Genomic DNA, 21,119 nt, shown 5'->3' on the forward strand with positions numbered 1-21,119 from the left:
TGTTTACTAATTTTTCTAAGCTAATCTAGTGCCCTACATTAGCTACTGCTGTAAATATCAATCGGCACTTTAAAGGGTTTATTCGGTAACTCTCTGACCAACTTAGGGACAAGATAACCTGGCAATGATGCTAACAATGACCAATAAAGCTCAATCGCTGCTTGCTCACTACTATCAAAATGTGCCGCGCCAGCCACTTTGTCCAACACATGTAAATAGTATGGTAGCACGCCACAAGTAAACAAACGCTGACTAAGCTGCACTTGCGCGTCAAGATTATCGTTAATACCTTTTAACAACACGGCTTGGTTCAATAGCGTAATCCCCGCTGCTCTGACACGTTGCAAATACTCAGCGGTTAGTACGTCTATCTCATTGGCATGATTACAATGAATCACCATGACAATATGGCAGCGGCTTCGGGATAGCCTTTCTAACAATACAGCGTCCAAGCGTGCGGGTATCACCAATGGCAAACGCGTATGCAGCCGAATGGTAGTAATCTGCGGAAGAGACTCCAAAGTCTCTAACCATGAAAACAATCGTCTATTAGTCACATTTAGTGGATCACCACCACTCAAAATTACCTCATTGACCTCAGGATTTGCATTAATATAGTTGATGATATTTTCTTTTGCATCAGCAGTCGGCATATTGGCACTATAGTCAAAATGCTGGCGAAAGCAGTAACGGCAGTGAATCGCGCACGCGCCTGTAATCGTTAACAATACTCTTGACTGATATTTATGAAGCAAGCCTTTTACAGGGTTTTGCGTGTTTTCGCTTAGCGGATCTGCTACGTAGCCTGTGACATTGATTTGCTCTTTCTGGTCTGGCAACACTTGTTTAAGCAGTGGATCATTACGGTCGCCAATAGCCATTTTTGCCACAAAGCCACGCGGCACACGCAGTTCAAAATGCTTAGGTACGTAAACTTCTGCACGCATTGTTTCAAGCTGTAGGATACTCAATAGCTCATCGACAGATGTAATAGCTTCCGATAATTGCGTTTGCCAGTTTTTTTGTGTGATTAAATGGTTTATCATGACAGCCTATTACCTGTGCCCAAAATCCGATATTATACGCCCTTAGTGTCTAGCCTATCAAAGTATCCTCGTTAATCCGTAAATACTTGGCATAACAGAAAATTTTGGTACAGTCAGCCCTATGTCTTACTATTATATTTACAACCCCTAGGAGTTTCTTGTGGCAAGTTTTTCTACTAATGAATTTAAAGCTGGTCTAAAAGTGATGCTTGATGGCAACCCTTGTGCCATTCTTGAAAACGAGTTTGTCAAACCTGGTAAAGGTCAAGCCTTTAACCGTGTTAAGTTGCGCAACCTTCGTAGTGGCAAAGTACTGGAACAAACTTTCAAATCAGGTGACAGCCTAGAAGCTGCTGATGTGATGGATACTGAAATGAACTATCTATACAACGATGGCGAGTTTTGGCATTTTATGCATCCTGAGAGTTTTGAGCAGATTCAAGCGGACAAAAACGCAATGAGTGACTCAATCAAGTGGTTAAAAGAAAACAGCAATGCTCTATGTACCATTACGTTATTTAATGGTGCTCCTCTGTCAGTCACGCCGCCTAACTTCGTTGAGTTAGAAATTGTAGAAACAGATCCTGGCGTACGCGGCGATACTTCAGGCGGTGGTGGTAAACCTGCTAAATTGGAGACAGGTGCCGTTGTACGTGTACCATTATTTGTGCAACAAGGTGAAGTGGTACGTGTTGATACGCGTACTGGCGACTACCAAACTCGCGTGAACTAATATCGCTCTAAACATGACTGGTAGTTGATATCTACTGATATCTCTATCATCAATAAAAAAGCTTAACCACCATATAGGCGGTTAAGCTTTTTTTATATTTACCGATCATAGTTATATTAAGATGCTAATCAAAGGCACTGATACTAATATCTAGTAAGTTACTCTTCTTCCAATGATTGCTTTTGTATCAGCCAATACTGTACTAAGGCATTCAACTGCTCTTGCTTAAAAGGTTTGGTGCAGTAGTCCTGCATACCAACTTTCAGATATTTCTCACGCTCGCCGTCCATTGCATTGGCAGTCAGGGCAATAATAGGCGGCAACGCTTGAGGATCATATAATTCATGCAATTTAATAGTTGCCTGTACTCCATCCATAATCGGCATATGATGATCCATCAATATCACATCATAACGGTCCGGGAATAAAGCAAAAGCCTCAATTGCTTGCTGACCATCTGTAACATGAGTCACGGTATGACCGCTGCTGGTTAGGGATTTTTTAGCTATGATTGCATTGACAGCATCATCCTCGACCAACAAGATATGGCCAGACCGCTCATGCGTAGGTTCAATCATGGTCGTATCGTGAGAGTCTTGCCATGTCTCATACTTGTTTTCATCAATAGTAGTCAGCGGTAATAAAACACTAAATGTCGTACCAACCCCTACTTCACTGTTTACGTGAATGTGACCACCCATCAAATCGACTAGGGACTTACAAACAGACAGTCCAAGTCCAGTACCACCGTAAATACGATGAGTAAACTTATTTGCTTGGTCATAAGCGTCAAATATCGCCTCTAACGACTCCTCTTTGATACCAACACCCGTATCTTTTACTTCTATACACAAAGTCATGTTCTGACCAGTTTTATCGCATTCTATTTTGTTTGCTTCTTTTTCTTGACTCGTACTCACGAATTTTTCGTCAGTGTTATTTGGACAGTAGCAATTGTCCATATGTTTGACATCGATACTTACTTGACCACCTTCACGCGTAAACTTGATCGCGTTATTGACCAAGTTTGCGATAATCTGCTTTAGACGTACAGGATCGCCGTTTACATAAGGTGATAGTGTTTCAGTATAATGATAATCTAAGGTTACACCTCTTTGACGTGCCTTTATTGCAAATAAACTGACGACCTCATTGCATAAGCTAGATAAATTCAATGGAATAGAATCAATCGTCATTTTTCCAGACTCAACCTTCGATAAGTCTAAAATACCATTAATAATGACCATTAAATGCTCATTGGAGACTTTAATGTTATCAACATAGTCACGCTGTTCGCTACTGAGTTCGGTATCACCTAACATCTCTACCATACCGATAATACCGTTCATCGGTGTACGAATCTCATGACTCATATTAGCCAAAAAGCTCGATTTCATCTCATTAGCACGCTTAGCATCGCGTTGCTTATCTTGTAATTTCAACGCATCTGCGGCCATCATTGCAAACTGCGCCAATATCTTCTCTTTTTGACTGCTAAAACTTTGATGTGGCTCAGTATCCATAAGACATAAGGTGCCTAGACGATACCTTTTGTTGTCTTCATTTAAGATAATAGGTGCACCAACATAAAATCGTAAATACGGAGCACCTGTGACCATGGGACTTTGGCTAAAACGACTATCCTTAAAGGTGTCTAGTACGATTAATACATCATCAGACAATATTGTATAATTACAAAAAGCCGTGTTACGTGGCCCTTTGCTTACAGCCTCATCTTCACTATCGAATTGACAGGCTGGCTTTAAATATTGGGTTTCCTCATCCATAAAAGTAATGGTGACTACAGGCACATCAAAAAACAGCTTTACGAGTTCAACTAGCCGATCAAATGCAGGCTCCTCATCTTCATTGAGTACCTGATACTTTCTGAGCTTATTGATACGCTCTATTTCATCTACCGCGACAGGGTAGCTCTGCTGAGGTGAGTTAGATATAGACAAGGTAAACTCCGTTAAATAATATCAGACGTATTAGTTACGACTCGTCTGTCTTATTAATAATTGTAATGCTTCACTCACCATAATCATCGCCACCACTGACGTAACGACCACTGCTGAGCCATAACCGCCGCATTGCAAACCGCCTGTCTGACAGCTTTTATCTACAATTGGCGGCTCTGTCGAATAGACACATTTGATACCAAATTTTTCTTTCAAAGCACTGTTAATGCCTTTTTCGTGGCGTAACTTGTTGCGTAGCTTGGCTAGTAGTGGGTCTTGATAACAGTCACGCAAATCACTTACTCTAATCTGACTTGGATCTATCTTACCACCTGCACCGCCCGCACAGACCAACTTTAGTTTATTAAAACGACAGTGTAAAGCGATTGCTAGTTTCGCATTCATATCGTCTACGCAATCTAAAATAACAATCGGTCTACCCTGAGCATTGGCAGATTTGACTGCTTCACGACTTGGTAGGAGTGTGGCGACATTATCTACTGTCAAAAAATCATCGACTAAATTTAACGTTACTGTAGGATTAATCTCTCTAATACGAGTTGCCATTGCTTCAATTTTACTTTGTCCAAACGTGCTGTCCAATGCAGGCAATTGGCGATTGACATTAGACGCAATCAATACATCTAAATCAATCAACGTAATCGTTCCCACTGCTGTCCGAGCCAGTGCCTCGGCTGCCCAAGAGCCAACCCCTCCTACACCAATAATGTAGACATGAGCTGCCGAAAAAGTATCAACCGCAGAGGTACCATATAATGTCCGTGTACCTTGAAAACGACGATCGTACTGCTCATCTTGTTGGCGCGATTCGTCTTGTGCAAGACTGTCTTCGACGGATTTTGGTTGTTCAAGTTGTCGCGTGTTACTCATAACAGATCAAATTCTCTTTTCAAATATTTTGGTTGTCATTTATACGGCTCATACTTTTTAGCTTCTAATTACAACGATGCTTTTCTTATAAATAGCACAGTTACATTGAATAAGCCCAGTCTACTTTCAGAGCATCACAGCTATTTTGCCATAACTGCTTAGCAAGTTTACCATGTGGTATTTCTAATAGCTCACTCAAGCTTGCCAATACCCACGGCAGGTTGGCTGGTATATTTCTATCATATGAATCAGTATCATCCGTTGTCTGACACATAATAGGTGTCATATCTGGACAATCCGTCTCAATGACCAAGCATTCGATGCCATGACTCTCAACTGCTACTTGAATAGCACGGCGCAGTTTTTTAGCATTCGGATTGGTTATCTGACCAGTAACACCAAGCTTAAATCCCAATTTTACAAAAGCCTTTGCCTCTTGTTCACCGCCGCTAAAACTATGAGCAATACCGCCTAATTTGTGCGCATCGTATTTATGCGCTTTTAATATTGCGAGCGCTTCAGCATGTGCCTTACGAATATGCAGCATCACTGGCAGACTATGAGCCACTGCTATATCCAACTGCACCGCAAAGAACCTTTCTTGTTTAGCAAATATATCAGGCTGCTTCATTGCATCGGTAAAGGTATCTAACCCAATCTCACCAATGGCCAATGGACGTTGCTCCATCACTATTTGCTCAAGTTGTATTAGATGATCATCGGTATGCTGCTCAATATAAAATGGGTGTAAGCCAAGTGCGATATGAGCTGTAACATTGCATTTATCTTGGTTGTTTGCTTTCGTCGCAGATGATTGCGACATTTTATTGATGAAGTCTTGAATATCGTACATTCGATCAAAATACTGGTATAAATAACCTACTAGCACTAAGTAACTGATACCTTGACTATAAGCCTGCTCTACCTGCTGTCTTCGGTCAGGATCAAATACTGGAGCATCAAAATGTGTATGCGTATCTATAAGAGGATAGACATTTTTTAAAGCTTCTCTAGCATCTGTTCTCTCAGCCATAGTCGCTGATTTTCTGCCACACATTAATAAACTCCAAAACTGACTTTTCAGAAAATAGAATTGAGTAATAAACACTAAGCAATTTTTACTATACAAGTATTTTTATATAAGAATATTGCTATGGATGCATTATTAATCTTCTATTTTTTAATTACTAGCTTCTATTTACTAGCTGCATTTTCATGAGCAGCATCAATATCATTACCCTTAGATACAGTATCATGGTCATTTACTGTCTTCGTATTGTCCTTTCGACTACTGCGCCTAGGGATGAGTAATAGCGCAATTGCAGTCACACTTAGTACAAGCCATTTTTTTGTATTTTTATCATCTGTCATTTTAGCTTCTGATTTACTGTAGGGGAAAACGTAATACGTAATTCATTATTCTATTAGTAACTAATATACCTAAATATAAAAGCGTCTATGTTTATCTGTGTTATGAATACGCAAGCTAATGTACGATGCAACTACTATCTATCACATCGTACATTAATTTATGTCGGTTGAATCATATTAACCGTTATATAGAGAGCTAATATTTTAACGATTAAGAGGATAGGTCGTGATACCGCTATTAGGACTATCTACTCTCGTAAAACCTTGCGAAGTAGACTTTGGCGCTTGATCACGTTTAGGGATAAGGGGATTGAGTGGCATAAGTTCGTAATCCGCACTGACATTACCATTCCAGCCTTCAGTGCCGCTCAATGGTAATTGCTTAATCGTACCGTTTTTATCAATAACCAACTGCAACACTCGCATTTGATTGAATTTGCGTTCAGTCACACTCGCTACCGCGCCACCATCACGTAAAATAGTCGGCTGTAAAAAGATAATCAAATTGCTCTTTTGGGTGCTGTCGTTGTCAGAACGAAAGAGTCTACCGATAACTGGAACATTGCCCAGTCCAGGAACCTTCTGTTGACGTGTGGTGGTATTGTCACGCATCAGGCCGCCCAAGGCAATTGTCTGCTGATCATCCGCTAGAATGGTTGTGTTGATAAGGCTTTTATTGGTAATTAGCCCACTGGCATTACCCGTGCTACCTGGTACGACTGAAGAGACTTCTTGCGACACCTCTAAACGTACCGTGCCATTGTCACCAATATGAGGAATGACATTCAGATTAATACCAATGTCTTGGCGATCAATTGTCTGAAATGGGTTGTTTGAATTATTGCCACTAGTGGTAAAAGAACCTGTGACAAAAGGCACGTTTTGACCAACCAAGATACTAGCTTTTTCATTATCCAGCGTCAAAATCGATGGCATGGATAGCAAGTTGGCACTGGTAGATGAGTCAAGCGCCTGTAAAATAGCACCATAAAATTCTGTATTGCCCTGACTGTCTTTGCGACTGTCTCCAATTCCTATCAGTGCACCTGCAATAGAGCTGGCTGCAGCGCTAATACCTGCCGTACTTGTCCCTGCTAAAGCGGCAGCTGCAAGCGTCGTTGCGCTGGCTCCCACATTGTTAAAGTTGACCACTCCATAGCCACTATTAGCGTTACCTAGCGCCCATTGAACGCCTAGCTGAGTAGCATCATCGCCTGACACTTCAACAATAGCGGCTTGAATCAATACTTGTGCGCGGCGACTGTCTAATTGGTTGACCGCGTCTTCAATCTCAAACATTAGCTCAGGTGCGGCATTGACGATAACGGCATTTTGAGTTTCATCAGCGATAATACTAAAAGGACGACCGCCTACTCCTGTGCTTGTTCCACTTGTGCTGCTAGTCGACACAGCAGCTGCACTGCTACCTAGGCTATCGCTAGCTGCATTATTAATTGCGGCGCCTGTGCTACTTGCATCATTTAGCGAAGCTGATTCTAATGTCGAGGTCGCGCCAGCACTATTGATAGATTGATTAGCGAGTAAGCCGCGTAACATATCGGCGATATGACCAGCACTAGCGTACTTTAATCGAAAAACACGTAGACCACTTAAACGTCTGGTCGGCGTAGTATCCAATTGATTGACCATTTCTTGGACTTTAGCAATCATTTCAGGACTACCTTTGACTAGCAGTCTATCGCTCGACGTATCAGCAATTACCTTTAACTGATTGTTGCCACCTTGTGCTTGTCCACTACCCGCATTTGAGACTAAGGCGCTAATCAACTCCATCATACGCTCGGCATCGACGTGACGCAGTGGTATCACTTGCAAACTGTCATTTACATTACTGTCTAAATCACGGATAAGGGCTGTCAGTTGGTTAAGGCTGTCTGCTCGATCGGACAACACTAGCGCATTGACACCAGGTACAGCGGCCGCGTGAGCCGACTGCGGCATCAATGGGCGAATAACACCTAATACTTCTGCAGCTTGGGTATTGGTCAAATAAATAACTCGAGTGGCGAGCGACTCACCCACACTATCACCGCGTAAATCAACTGCCACACCAGATTGCTTAGCAATATTATCTGGCACCAGTTTTGTCGTCGTTCCCGATTCAATCGCGGCGATACCATTCACTTGCATCACGCTCAGAAATAGCTGATAGATCTCATCACGGGACAAGGCTTTGTTAGAGATGACTGTGACATTACCATTGATACGTGGATCAAGCACAAAGTTTTGATCTGTGATGGTCGCAACTTCATTGATAAAAGCTTTGATATCAGCGTCTTGTAAATTGACTTTCCAGCTCTCAGCATTGGCAAGACCAAAACTAGCAGCCCATAATGGCACTGCCAGACAAAGTGGACGACACAAGCGCATCAAACGCTGCAGGCTACGGTACAAAGGCGTGGCTGAAAAATTCTGAAAACTTACCATATTGATGATTACCTACAGTGATATTGCTTACTATGTGCTGAGTTTTTAAGGAGCAATTTTGCTAAAAACCTACCTTGCTAGAACTGCTGGCGAATCGTAATAACTTGCTCACCACGTTGAATCTCTATCTGCGCTTCACCTGCTTGCTGTACTTGCTGAAGTACACCAGCATCTTGCGCAGGGTTATTACCTACGCTCTGTCCGTTGACGGTCAGTACCTTATCGCCTGGCTCAAGCCCTAAACGATTACGTAGGCCAGCAGGCATCGCAGCTGTGACTTGATAACTCTCACCTGATGCCATCACCCCCATCCTACTTAGATAACTGGCAGGGTTTTCTTGCAAGGCCGTAACCGCTTCTTCGATAGCCGACTGTGGATTACTTGAAGTGTCTGCGCCAGTTGTCCCCTCTGCCTCAGGAACAGCGCTTTGTACTGGCTGGGGCGCTGTAGGCAACATGCTATTGTTTGGCAAACGCTGATTACTTATTCCGCTTGCTAGCATATCACTTTGGTCTAATGGCATCGCCTCTGGCATTTCAATAACGGTTTCTTTATCGTTAGCATCAGCGATAATGACTGAATTCCAATCAACAGCCACGAGCGTATAATCGCTGTCTTTTAGTCCATCACCGATGCGGTAATTTTTGACTTCACCATTGACATTCAGTAAAGCCGAAGACATGCTCTCAGGTATGGCTAGTAGTACGCCCTTGAGCTCGATGTTGGGAGGTGGTTGCACGGCTGCAGTAATAGGATCGGGATCAGCAAAGATTGCAAACAAGCCACTATAATCATTGGTGGATTTGGCACTATTTTGTAGAGGCGCTAAAGGCAATGTAGGCGCTAAAGGTGCTGCTAGTAATAACCATAAGAGACGGGCGGCTGTCCAACATAGCCAAGCAATGGCTAACAATAATAGCCAACCTGAAAAACGATTGAGAGTATTGATAACAGGTTTTAGGCTTGCGGCGATATTAAACATTTAGTTCGCCCCCAAACCAGTTAGCAATGGCTGGCGCACACTGACAACTGGCGTATCTTGAGGGGCTTGTCCTTTATACTCAGGCATGTTCTCTAGCAAACGCTGCGTCAAACTAACATCGAGCATATTATCGCTATCGAGATACAGATCACCCAAACGCTTATCTTGATTGTTCAATAAATTGATATGGAGCAAATCTCTATTGTTTTTTTGCTCTGTACTAAGCTCAGCTCTTAGAGCAGGCATCGTAATATAAAAAACTTTGCCACCACTAGGATAGCCCACCTCACCACCAACCCAAGTCAATTGTCCATCCGCTGCACTAAATCCGCCAGTGTCTTCAGCAGGCTCACTACTAGATGCGTCACTTTTACCAGACTGACGCGTTAGCGATACATTATTTACCTGAATAGGGGTATTTGGCAGCTGCCAGTTGACCACACTCGCTAGCGTCTCAGGTGCAATTTTCCCACTCATGTTGTCAACTTGCCATGAGCTCAGACCAAGTTCAACTTGTCCATTCAGCCGTGTCTGTGCTGAGTGAATATTGACGTCCGCACCTAGCTTACCTATGAGTAGCTGCCAAGGCTTCCATGACCATTCTGCCATACCTGTAAGCGACGTTGATGACATAGGCAACTGCCAAATAGTAGCACCTTGCCATACATTTCCAGATACATGCTGGACATAAGGCGTATCTGGCGCGTATTTCTCAAGTAACCATGCTGCTGGCATTTGCAACACAGCAAACAGCGCAAACAACACAAACCCCACTAGCCACCAGAGCTTACGGGGACGTTTATGAGAAAACTCAGATACTTGGGCCACAGTCGTACAACTCTTATATAAGACAAAAACGTCATTATCATAACAAACAATGGCATATAGATGACAGAAAAAAAGCCAGTATCTTTTTGCCAAAATACTGGCAGTAAAGATACTGGCTTTTATTTCCTCGAAAGCAGCTCTATTTATCGCTAAATGATTGTAAATAAACCATTATCAATAGCAATTTCAAGCTGGTTCACAGAAAGGCATTTTATAAGAAAACAGCTAATTAAATAGCAAAATCTTCGATATCACGACCTGCTGCTAGCGCTTCAACCAACCAAGTTGGCTTACGACCACGGCCAGTCCAAGTTTCACTATGATCATCAGTATTACGATATTTAATACTGCGTTTTTTCTCTAATTTTTCACCAGCTTTCAGTATCTCTTCGATCGTTGCATTGCTATCTTCTGCAATCTGCTCGAACTGCATATAGGCATCATACAAACGTTGATGTTGTTTTTTGGCGATAAGTTGTTGAGCGTTTTCAGTGATAGCACGTAACTCATCTACGTTCAAATTTTCTAAATCAATTGCGTTATTTTTGCTCATAATAAATCCAACTATAAAATAAGAGTGTGGCCTCTATTGAGGTATTGTTTTTCGTGAAATAATGCAGAGAACAAATCGTTCATTAGTAATTAAATCTATTCATAAAATATAATTAATTCTAAAGAGTATTTAATTTCTAATGGCATCTCGAACAATCCACTATAAATAGAAGATACATAGCAACAGATGCTCATTGTATCCATTTTAAATAAAATTAGTTTTAGATAAATCTAAACACATAAGTCACTATTCTTTATATATTGCTATTATAGCTTCGAAAGTATTTCCTAATAATAGAACAAAATTCTAGTACTTTGACTACTGCTAGAATTTCACAATAATATTTCGACAAAAATCTACTGTTAAAATAATAGAGTCGTAAGTCAGTACACTAGACTCTCAAATACTGCTAATTTTGAGGATAGTTCTGCATTGTCTCAGTAACTTGCTATGTCGTTCCTATAGTGCTTTCTGAAGAAGTTAACCATTTCATATAAAGATCTATTATCCAAATAGCTTTCGATTTATTAATCGGAAACAAATAAAAACTTGGTGGTTATCATCGAAATTTATTTCATTTATAGATAGTCAATATATATTAACTATACGCCATATAAAGTCAGTATAGCAATTTTTAAAACCAAACGTCATTAATCATAATTATTTTTTGGTATAAACGGTCAATATAGAGTATAGAAGGTAGTAAGCATATTAGGTAATGTGAAAAACAATAGAATCAAACCAATACTAAATAAACTTAAGTTTAATTATTTACATATTAAGAGCATATTAAATAAATTAAAAATTCTTTAATAAAAATTTAGTTTAGCTACGTTAAAAAAATCAACTGCATCATATTTTTAGATATGGTCAACCCTCTATAAAAGAGCTATAGCGTTAACCTTGCTTGAAGTATCACAGTTACATCTACACTCAGTTACCTTGTATCTCTTTTAAGTTGAATCAACTACAGCAAGCATTAAAAAAGCCCTGCAGTTGCAGGGCTTTTTTAACATTAAGTCTAAGGTTCAGAGCTAAAGCTTACTAATAAAGGGTTAATAGTCAATTTCTATTCAATTAACTTTACACTTCCTTTCTTATATGATTTAGAACGGAATGTCATCATCTACAGGGCCGTCTGGCATTGCTGTAGGCTTAGATTGTGCAGGTTTCTGTGCTGGTTGATTGAACTGGTTTTGCTGAGCAGGCGCTTGATTGTTAAAACTGTTTTGCCCACCTTGAGCCGATGGTTGATTGTAACCACCTTGATGTGCCATTTGATTATTTGCTTGCTGACCAAAGTTGTTCTGGTTGTTTTGACTACCTTGATTATCGTAGCCGCCACTGTGACCTTGGTTTTGACCGCCGCCAGTTTGACCATCGAGCATCTGCATTTGTTCAGCACGAATCTCAGTAATATAACGGTCTTGACCACTTTGGTCTTGGTATTTACGTGTACGCAAACTACCTTCGATATAGACTTTGCTGCCTTTGCGCAGGTATTGCGCTGCGATTTCACCTAGACGGTTAAAAAGTGCGATACGATGCCACTCTGTCGCTTCTCTTTTTTCGCCGCTTTGCTTGTCTGTCCACTGCTCTGATGTCGCAACCGAGATATTGGTCACGCTACCGCCATTGCTAAATTGGCGTGCCTCAGGATCTGCTCCGAGGTTACCGATGATGATAACTTTATTGACTCCGCGCATAATACCGTCCTTTTACTTATGAATAATTTAATAAACTGTTTTAATCGTTATCTGATAGCGTCAGTTGGCACTATCAATTGTATAATTTTACTTTAACCAATTTTTATCGAAATATCTACAGGCTACCTATGGTGCACGTCAGTCTATGTCGCTTAGATACTCTATCTTGATATACTAGTCGATATTGTAGAGTCCAATAAATAACAGGTAATAGATAAATATGCTGCTATTTTGCCATTTTAAGACGCTGAAGAACACCTTTCACCTTTCACCGTCTACCTTTATCGATATTGCATAGCACCTTACTTATTATCAAGTGATTTAGAAATTTTTAGTTAGCATCGGAAGGCTTACGGTGCATGCTCAACGTCACGCTACCCAGCTCTACGCCAAATTTTTTCATCACTGAGCGATTGAGCATGACATCCTCATTGATAAGATACATCCAATCATCGAACGTCACTTTATAGGTTTTGTCCTCGACAGGTAACTCTAATAGGTAATTCCAGTGTAACGTATTGCCAACCACTTTCCCTGTTGCCTCGCCAATGACATCACCTGCCACACCTTTCCAGCTGCCATCTGTCTGCTCAGTCAGACGCCATATACGCTGCGATTTCGTGCCATCTGCCCACAAGAATTTCTCGTTTAGGACAATGACATCATCTCCCTCATGGGTTGCATCAATATCAACATAAAAGCGCTTTTTGACTTCGCCATTTCGACCTTGGAACATACCCCAACCATCGATTTGACCCGAAAAAAACTCATGCATGTCGAGCGTCGGTGTGGTGTTCTGATACGCCTGAATATTTTGCGTAGCACAACCAGAAGTTAATAGCATGGCTGATAAACCAAGACCTACTGTTAACTTAGCTATTGAGCGATGCACCTTCTTTCTACCTTCGATGACATTACCAGACAACATCTTAAATTTACTCATATTAATTCCTTTTAAATAGAGATAAATAGTTAGTTTCTACTTATTGATACTGATGGTTTATGAAATTGCTGTCTGTGCAATTTTTGCTATTTGGCTTTATCTTCATATACAGCTATTAGTATAAAACTATTATATATCTAGCGGACTTTGCGCCAAACTCGATAGCTGCTGACGTGAATCATCCGTCAACTGTGTCTTATCTAACTTTAAATAGGCGACTTGCTCTTTTGCCATGACGACCAGCTCGTCAACGCCATCTACTGCCAGCATTTGTCGTGACCAGTCTTGGATATTGATATCTTTGGGAATAGTAACCGTTGTGCTCGACAGATAAGGTGGCTGAGAGATGGGAATAATGATAAGCAATGCGGCACCCATAATAATAGCCAGTATGCCCCACGCCAACAAATTAGGCTGGCTTAATAATAGACCACCCATTGCCCCGCCTACAAATGCTCCAAAGAACTGACTAGAAGAGTTAAGCCCCATTGCGGTCGCTTTGTTGGCGACTGGTGCGCGCTTAGATATCCATGAAGGAATCGTCGCCTCAAGCAGGTTAAAGCCCATAAAATAAAGCAGCAAACCCAATATGATACCAACACCGACCTGACTGCCAAGCGCAAGTATTGCTAAAGCGGCGGTCATCAATGCAATCGCACCCAAAAAAACCTGACGCATTTTGCGTTTCTTTTCAGCGATGATAATAAATGGTATCGCGATGGCGAAGCCAATAAACAATAGTGGCAAATACACCATGCCTTGCTGACGTACTGACAAGCCAAGTACGTCACTGAGCTGGTGCGGCAATATCACAAATATCGCCGTCATCGTTAGGTGTAGCGCAAAGATGCCGATATGTAAGCGGTTAAGATCGCCAATCTTAAGGACAGTGGCCAACTGTTGACCGATGGTTTTGTTATCCAGATTATGCTTGAGCACGCGCATAGGCGTCGGTACAACCACCAATAGCAGCATCGCCAATATAGCAAATCCTGATGTTAGCCAAAACAGCCCAGAGATACCGAGCGAGCCGACTAATAATGGACCAAAAGCAAAGGCGAGCATAATAGAGGTCGCAATCGTCAGACCCATCGTGGCCATCGCTTTGGTACGCATTTCCTCACGAGTCACATCAGCCAGTAACGCCATAAGCACAGCGGAGACCGCTCCACTACCCGCCAGCGCTCGACCAATGATCACTTCATAAATATCCGTCGCATTTGCTGCAATCATGCCGCCGACAGCGAATAGTATCAATCCCAGAAAGATAATAGGCTTACGCGGAAACTTATCAGCCGCCAAACTCATCGGTATCTGAAAGATAGCCTGTCCTAAGCCATAAATACCAACGGCCAAACCAATCAAAAACGGCGTCGCGTGTGCATAATTGTCACCGTAGACAGAAAATACCGGCACAATCATAAACAAGCCAATCATACGTAAGGCAAAGATGCCACCGACTCCGAGGATTGCCCGCTTCTCTACGCTATTCATACTTGCCTCACTGGTTGATCATTGCTGGTTGCTCACTGCTATCTTTCATGACTAACACTGTGCCATACCGTGATTTATCACTACTGGTTTATCAAGGCATTGGCCTATAAATCAAGCCCCCTAGTATAAGACATTCGCCGTTTGGTTGCCGAGACTTTTGTCTTACTGGTGCAGTAACGTATGCGCCCTTAACCCAAGCCATTCATATTACGAGATTATTTTGTTACCAACTGCATCAGATGCACAGTCATGCCTTGAATAATGCTGTCACCATGACAATAAAGTAAAACGTTGTCAGCACAATTAATGGCTAACTCAATATATCTACGTAACGACGAACGCTTCTATAAAATGACATTTTGGTCAAAACCATAACAAACGATGCCTGTTACTTAACATTGATTTGATTTAGATTTGCTTAGTCCTATAAGAAATAGTCGTAGGAATGACAAGCAACATAAAGCCAAACAATAATAGAAAATGAATAACTAGGCTGGCTTAACTTTTACCTTATCAATATATGTACCCTTTATAACGACACTGTTCATAATGACTGTTTTGTTTATAACGATATCTTTTATAACAACACTACTTATAACAACACCATAAATTTAGAATTATTCACGTTTTAACCAATCACTTTACTGATCTGTATTTACTTTTTAGCTTGAGATATTTCCCAATCCCCTTTTAGCAAATAGGAAACCTGTAACCGATGGCACATGACCATATCGCAATACGCGGCGCACGTACTCATAATTTAAAAAACATCGATTTAGACATTCCACGAGATAAATTCGTGGTAATCACTGGCCTATCTGGCTCTGGTAAATCTTCATTGGCATTTGACACGCTATATGCCGAAGGGCAACGTCGTTATGTTGAGAGCTTATCGGCCTACGCGCGTCAGTTCCTCTCGCAAATGGAGAAACCTGACGTCGATAGTATCGAGGGTCTGTCCCCTGCGATTGCTATCGAGCAAAAATCAACCAACCATAACCCACGCTCGACCGTCGGTACGATTACCGAGATTTATGACTATCTGCGCCTGCTATATGCACGCATCGGTACGCCATACTGTCCTGAACACGGTGAGCCAATGGTTGCGCAGTCGGTCACTGAGATGGTCGATCAGGTCATGGCATTGCCAGATGACACCAAGATTATGATCTTGGCACCGGTGATTCGTGAGCGTAAAGGTGAGCATACCGTCTTGCTTGAGCAGCTGATTGGGCAAGGTTTTGTCCGTGTGCGCGTCGACGGTGATGTCTATGACACCGATGAGCTACCGACCCTAGATAAAAAGAAAAAACATACCATCGAAGTGGTGGTCGATCGCTTTAAAGTTCGTGATGACTTGGGCAACCGTGTCGCTGAGAGCTTAGAGACGGCGTTACGTCTAGGTCAAGGACTGGTCACGCTACACTTTATGGATGGTAATCCAAAAGAAGGCGGTGACGAAAACCAAGTGATGTCAGCCAAGCATTCATGCCCTGTCTGTGATCGCGCGGTGCCTGAGCTTGAGCCACGTATGTTTAGTTTTAACAATCCATATGGCGCATGCCCAAGCTGTGATGGTCTCGGTAAACGTCAATATTTCGCCGCTGAAAAACTGATTACTCATCATGAGAAGTCACTTAACCAAGGCGCAATCAACGGTTGGGACAAGCGTCATGCGTACTATTTTGGTTTGCTTAGCACGGTCTGTAAGCATTTTAAAATCGATATGGATGCGCCATGGCAGGACCTGTCTAAAGAACAGCAAGACCTTATCATGCACGGCTCTGGTAAAGAAAAGCTGACCTTTAACTTTACCGATGAGCGCGGTCGCAAGACGAATAAGACTGTACCGTTTGAAGGTGTGCTTCCTTACCTAGAGCGTCGTTATGCTAAGACACAAAGTAACCTTGTCCGTGATGAGTTGGCTAAATATCTGGCTGATACCACTTGTAACGTTTGTGATGGTGCACGTCTGAATGAAATCTCACGCAATGTCCGTGTTGATGATCAGACCATTGCAGAAATCGTTAAGCTATCTATCGGTGATGCGGCTGACTATTATAAAACGTTAAAGATTGGCGGTCATAAAGGTGAAGTCGCAGAAAAAATCTTTAAAGAGATTAATGAGCGTCTAAACTTCCTCGTGAGCGTCGGGCTAGATTATTTGACCCTTGCTCGTTCTGCCGAGACGTTATCGGGCGGTGAAGCGCAGCGTATTCGTTTGGCTAGCCAAATCGGTGCTGGTCTGATGGGTGTGATGTATGTACTTGATGAGCCGTCAATCGGTCTGCATCAGCGTGACAATGACCGTTTGCTAAAAACCCTAACGCGCTTGCGTGACTTGGGCAATACAGTACTGGTCGTTGAACATGATGAAGATGCGATTCGCCAAGCAGATCACGTGATTGATATCGGTATCGGTGCAGGCGTACATGGCGGTCACGTGATCGCTCAAGGTACGGTCGATGACATCATGTCAAACAAAGAATCGCTGACTGGGCAATATATGTCTGGTAAGAAAAAAATCGAAATTCCAACTGTCCGTCATAAAGCCAAAACCATCGATGTCGAAGTCAAGGGTAAGGCTAAAGCCAAAAAAGTACCAATGACCATCGAGCTAAAAGGCGCGTCAGGCAACAACCTACACGATGTAGATTTGACCATTCCTGTTGGTATCATGACTTGTGTGACTGGTGTCTCAGGTTCGGGTAAATCAACCTTGATTAATCGTACCCTTATGCCATTGGCAGCGACTCAGTTAAACAATGCCTCAACGCTGATTGCCGATAAATTTGAAAGCATCAGTGGTCTTGAGCATTTGGACAAAATGGTCGATATCGATCAAAGCCCAATCGGTCGTACACCGCGCTCAAACCCAGCAACTTATACGGGCGTGTTTACCCCTGTGCGCGAGATGTTTGCCCAGACCCAAGAAGCGCGTGCTCGTGGTTATAAACCGGGCCGCTTTAGTTTCAACGTAAAAGGCGGACGCTGTGAGATGTGCCAAGGTGATGGTCTCATTAAGGTTGAGATGCATTTCTTACCAGATATGTATGTGCCCTGTGATACCTGTGAAGGCAAGCGCTATAACCGCGAGACACTAGAGATTCACTACAAAGGCAAAACCATCGCTGATGTGCTTGATATGACCGTTGAAGATGCCGTTGAATTCTTCTCAGCGATACCAGCCATCTATCGTCGCCTGCAAGCATTGATGGATGTCGGTCTGAGCTATATTCGCTTGGGTCAGTCTGCGCCAACGCTATCAGGTGGCGAGGCGCAACGTGTCAAACTGGCGCGTGAGCTTGCCAAACGTGATACGGGACAGACGCTTTATATCTTGGATGAGCCAACCACTGGTTTGCATTTCCATGATATCGATAAGCTGCTCAATATCCTGCATGCCCTACGCGATAAAGGTAATACTATCGTGGTCATCGAACATAACTTGGATGTTATCAAAACGGCAGATTGGGTGATTGATCTAGGCCCTGAAGGCGGTAAAGGTGGCGGTATGATCATCGCTGAAGGTACACCTGAGGAAGTGGCTGAAGTCAAAGAATCCTACACGGGTATATTCTTAAAGCCAATGCTTGAGCAAGGTATGAAAGAAGTCAGCTAATACCGTTAAGTCCTGATTGATAAAAGGCCACTCTTTATAGGGTGGCCTTTTTTTTTGCGGCTGGTGTAAGGCAAAGCGCAAACTATAAGCTATGAACGGAAATCGATATGTAAACTAAGACTTAAGTTACTTCACTACGTTACCTTTCTTAATATTTATTAAAAATACTTAAAATTTAAATGTATTAATATTTAACTGGTTAGATATGATGCGTATACGCATACGATATAGAAACAACTGGTTAATAACAATATAACCAACACAAATTGACGTTACCCACTCTTGTACGACCTCTGGAAATTTTAAGGATTCTCTATGAAAAAATTACTATTTATTGTCTTAGCATCTACTGTTGGCGTTAGCGCCTGTGCGTCAGGCGGCACATCAAATGGCGTAAGCGATCGCAACCATCAAAGACCTGCGATGTCAGCGGATATGAAGCAAGCCATGGATGATTGTGCTCAACGAGCTGGCGTAAAAATGACTAAAGAAAGTCGTCCAAGTAAAAGTGATATGAAGAAGCTAGAAGCCTGTATGACTGCAAAAGGGTATAAAAAACCTGAAGGACATGGTCAAGGCCGTCCGCAATAATTAATGATTTTTAGATAATCGTTGATGAAAGGCTACTTTTTAGGGAGTGGCCTTTTTTGTTGGTTAAGGTTTTAAATTTGGTGTTAATATAATCGTTAATTTAAGAACATATGTAAGGTTATCAGCAATGGCAAATGTCGAAAATATTGAGAAGCGAATTTTAAAATTAGTTGATACTGACATTCCTTGTGCTATTGCGCTAACTGGTGAATGGGGTGTTGGCAAGACACATCTATGGGACGAACTTCGTGATAAAAATGAAGAAGTGTTTTCTGGTAAAAAGTATGCCTACGTTTCTTTGTTCGGTTTGGATTCATTAGCAAGCCTAAAATCTGCAATTGCTATAGAAGTTCATAAATCAGTTGGGGTTAACGACAGTATATGGAAAAAAGATATCCTCAAACCTATTAAAAAGTTTCTATCTTCCCTGACAGGTAGCAACATTGGAACTACTTCTGATGTCCGCATAGGACTGAATCTTGGTAATAACCTTATTACGAGTATTGTTTTTTCACATCTCAAAAATACATTAGTTTGCTTAGATGATATAGAAAGGAAGTCAAATGGCTTACCGATGTCTGAAATAATGGGTTTAGTCAATTATCTTAAGAATGAGCGTAAGTGCCAAGTATTGATGATAATGCATGATGAAGAATCAGATGATAAAGATTATTTTGATAAACATAAGGAAAAAGTTTTTGACGATATACTAATATTGAATAATTCATTATCCATTATTAGAAATATTATTGTTAATAATGAACTGCTTCCGACCTATGAAAGTTTCTACAAAACATTAAAAATCAAAAATTTGCGCTTCTATCAGCGTGCTCAAGACATGTTTAAAGCTATAACAGATAATTCAACTAATGAACTATCTGTTACGAGTAAAAAACAAATTTTACAAGCTCTCCTAATCATACTTGCAGCTCATGACATGCCCTCTATATTTGGGGATAATATAGATTTTGATTTCTTTATTGACTCATTTAGCTCAAACAAAGTCAATAATCTTCGCCACTATAGAATTCAAAACGCTTACAAATCAGATAATCAAAAATTAAACGATGCAAAAAAGATTGAAGAGGCTAGGAAATTTGAGATGATGGATGCTCGTATTTCCTCTTTTTATAGGCATTTCGAACTTTCTAACTGGAGCAAAGTCGTTACTGACTTACTTATTGATTTAGATACAGACACATCATTGATCGTAAAGCTAAGCCAATCAGACAAACTCACAGAGGCTCAGCTGAAAAGCGATAGAGAAAAGCAAGAATTAATGACTGAATATCGTAGCCTAAACCCTGAAGAAAACTTCAATGAAAGGCTTTTTGATAATATTAAACATAGGATAGAAAGAGAAGCTTTCCCTAATTTAATCTTCTATTATAATATATTCACAAAAAACAATACTCCTCACTTAGCAAACCAATTTGAAAAATTAGTGAAAGATTATATAGAAGCAAGAGTTGCGAAAGGTCCAGAAGAATGGTTTACAGGAGATTATTATCTTGAAACTCCAGCGCCTCCTGATATTTTTTATAACTTCCTGTTGCAAACTATTACTAATCAGAAAACGACATTGGCTCTAAATGCTGACGTTAGCAATCTTTCTAAAGTCTTTATGCGATTTTGCAAACATGGAAATGACAATAAGGACTTTTTTGAAGCCATACAAAACATTAGTAAAGAAAAATTCGGTTCTATTGTTTGGCAACCGCTTGATGATGGAATAGATAGAATTCGATATATTCAAGAATTGCTAAAACACCCTGCTTTTAAAACCGATATTGCTAAATTTGAAGAAGTTAAGAAATGGACTTTAGAGTTACTCCAAGAGAGAATCGAAGAAAAACCGAATAGCAAAGCAGCTATCGAGCATCTTTTAGAGCTTACGAATAACTTAGAGAATATATAATCGTAACACTGAATAGCTGTCATGAGACGCG

16 protein-coding genes are annotated in these 21,119 nt (G+C 41.3%); 4 read left to right on the top strand and 12 right to left on the bottom strand.

Going from position 1 to position 21,119, the window contains the following annotated elements; genetic code table 11:
* Window positions 1-38: 38 nt before the first annotated feature.
* Window positions 39-1,046 carry an EF-P beta-lysylation protein EpmB gene (gene epmB, locus ACQKC9_RS09740; RefSeq protein ID WP_427621617.1) on the bottom strand — a complete coding sequence of 336 codons (1,008 nt, stop codon included), beginning with the start codon at window positions 1,044-1,046 and terminating at the stop codon, window positions 39-41.
* A 160-nt stretch (window positions 1,047-1,206) separates the two neighbouring features.
* Here epmB and efp point away from each other — a divergent pair, with 160 nt between their 5' ends.
* Window positions 1,207-1,779 (top strand): elongation factor P, encoded by a 573-nt coding sequence (efp, locus tag ACQKC9_RS09745; protein WP_160022040.1) that lies wholly within the window; start codon window positions 1,207-1,209, stop codon window positions 1,777-1,779.
* 158 nt (window positions 1,780-1,937) lie between these two features.
* On the opposite strand, the gene ACQKC9_RS09750 is transcribed toward efp, so the two are convergent.
* The 11 genes from ACQKC9_RS09750 to ACQKC9_RS09800 all read right to left on the bottom strand — a co-directional run bounded on the left by ACQKC9_RS09750 (window position 1,938) and on the right by ACQKC9_RS09800 (window position 14,957).
* On the bottom strand, window positions 1,938-3,740 hold the full coding sequence (locus ACQKC9_RS09750) for an ATP-binding protein (protein WP_427621619.1): 1,803 nt from the start codon (window positions 3,738-3,740) through the stop codon (window positions 1,938-1,940).
* A gap of 30 nt (window positions 3,741-3,770) precedes the next feature.
* The gene (locus tag ACQKC9_RS09755; protein WP_427621620.1) at window positions 3,771-4,631 is read right to left on the bottom strand and encodes a tRNA threonylcarbamoyladenosine dehydratase; all 861 of its coding nucleotides are present in this window, start codon (window positions 4,629-4,631) and stop codon (window positions 3,771-3,773) included.
* A gap of 100 nt (window positions 4,632-4,731) precedes the next feature.
* The gene (locus ACQKC9_RS09760; protein ID WP_427621621.1) at window positions 4,732-5,664 is read right to left on the bottom strand and encodes a TatD family hydrolase; all 933 of its coding nucleotides are present in this window, start codon (window positions 5,662-5,664) and stop codon (window positions 4,732-4,734) included.
* A gap of 161 nt (window positions 5,665-5,825) precedes the next feature.
* Complete coding sequence (locus ACQKC9_RS09765; protein WP_427621622.1) at window positions 5,826-6,002, bottom strand: hypothetical protein; 177 nt, start codon at window positions 6,000-6,002, stop codon at window positions 5,826-5,828.
* Between the two features lie 204 nt (window positions 6,003-6,206).
* On the bottom strand, window positions 6,207-8,450 hold the full coding sequence (gspD, locus tag ACQKC9_RS09770; protein ID WP_427621624.1) for a type II secretion system secretin GspD: 2,244 nt from the start codon (window positions 8,448-8,450) through the stop codon (window positions 6,207-6,209).
* 77 nt (window positions 8,451-8,527) lie between these two features.
* Window positions 8,528-9,433 carry a type II secretion system protein N gene (locus tag ACQKC9_RS09775; RefSeq protein ID WP_427621625.1) on the bottom strand — a complete coding sequence of 302 codons (906 nt, stop codon included), beginning with the start codon at window positions 9,431-9,433 and terminating at the stop codon, window positions 8,528-8,530.
* Window positions 9,434-10,261, bottom strand: a complete 828-nt coding sequence (gene gspN / locus ACQKC9_RS09780) for a type II secretion system protein N (RefSeq protein WP_427621626.1) — start codon at window positions 10,259-10,261, stop codon at window positions 9,434-9,436. It abuts the gene before it with no gap.
* Window positions 10,262-10,490: 229 nt separating this feature from the next.
* Window positions 10,491-10,814, bottom strand: a complete 324-nt coding sequence (locus tag ACQKC9_RS09785; RefSeq protein ID WP_101204384.1) for an H-NS family nucleoid-associated regulatory protein — start codon at window positions 10,812-10,814, stop codon at window positions 10,491-10,493.
* A 1,106-nt stretch (window positions 10,815-11,920) separates the two neighbouring features.
* Window positions 11,921-12,520 (bottom strand): single-stranded DNA-binding protein, encoded by a 600-nt coding sequence (gene ssb / locus ACQKC9_RS09790; protein ID WP_427621627.1) that lies wholly within the window; start codon window positions 12,518-12,520, stop codon window positions 11,921-11,923.
* A gap of 331 nt (window positions 12,521-12,851) precedes the next feature.
* Window positions 12,852-13,463, bottom strand: a complete 612-nt coding sequence (locus ACQKC9_RS09795; RefSeq protein ID WP_427621629.1) for a DUF3833 domain-containing protein — start codon at window positions 13,461-13,463, stop codon at window positions 12,852-12,854.
* A gap of 129 nt (window positions 13,464-13,592) precedes the next feature.
* Window positions 13,593-14,957, bottom strand: a complete 1,365-nt coding sequence (locus tag ACQKC9_RS09800) for an MFS transporter (protein ID WP_160022262.1) — start codon at window positions 14,955-14,957, stop codon at window positions 13,593-13,595.
* Window positions 14,958-15,672: 715 nt separating this feature from the next.
* Here ACQKC9_RS09800 and uvrA point away from each other — a divergent pair.
* The 3 genes from uvrA to ACQKC9_RS09815 all read left to right on the top strand — a co-directional run bounded on the left by uvrA (window position 15,673) and on the right by ACQKC9_RS09815 (window position 21,088).
* On the top strand, window positions 15,673-18,579 hold the full coding sequence (gene uvrA / locus ACQKC9_RS09805; protein ID WP_427621630.1) for an excinuclease ABC subunit UvrA: 2,907 nt from the start codon (window positions 15,673-15,675) through the stop codon (window positions 18,577-18,579).
* A gap of 315 nt (window positions 18,580-18,894) precedes the next feature.
* The gene (locus ACQKC9_RS09810; RefSeq protein WP_427621631.1) at window positions 18,895-19,170 is read left to right on the top strand and encodes a hypothetical protein; all 276 of its coding nucleotides are present in this window, start codon (window positions 18,895-18,897) and stop codon (window positions 19,168-19,170) included.
* A 127-nt stretch (window positions 19,171-19,297) separates the two neighbouring features.
* Entirely contained in the window at window positions 19,298-21,088 is a 1,791-nt protein-coding gene (locus ACQKC9_RS09815; protein WP_427621632.1) for a P-loop NTPase fold protein, read from the top strand.
* Window positions 21,089-21,119 lie beyond the last annotated feature (31 nt).

This window comes from Psychrobacter sp. NPDC078409 (genome assembly GCF_050268505.1).
Classification (GTDB): domain Bacteria; phylum Pseudomonadota; class Gammaproteobacteria; order Pseudomonadales; family Moraxellaceae; genus Psychrobacter.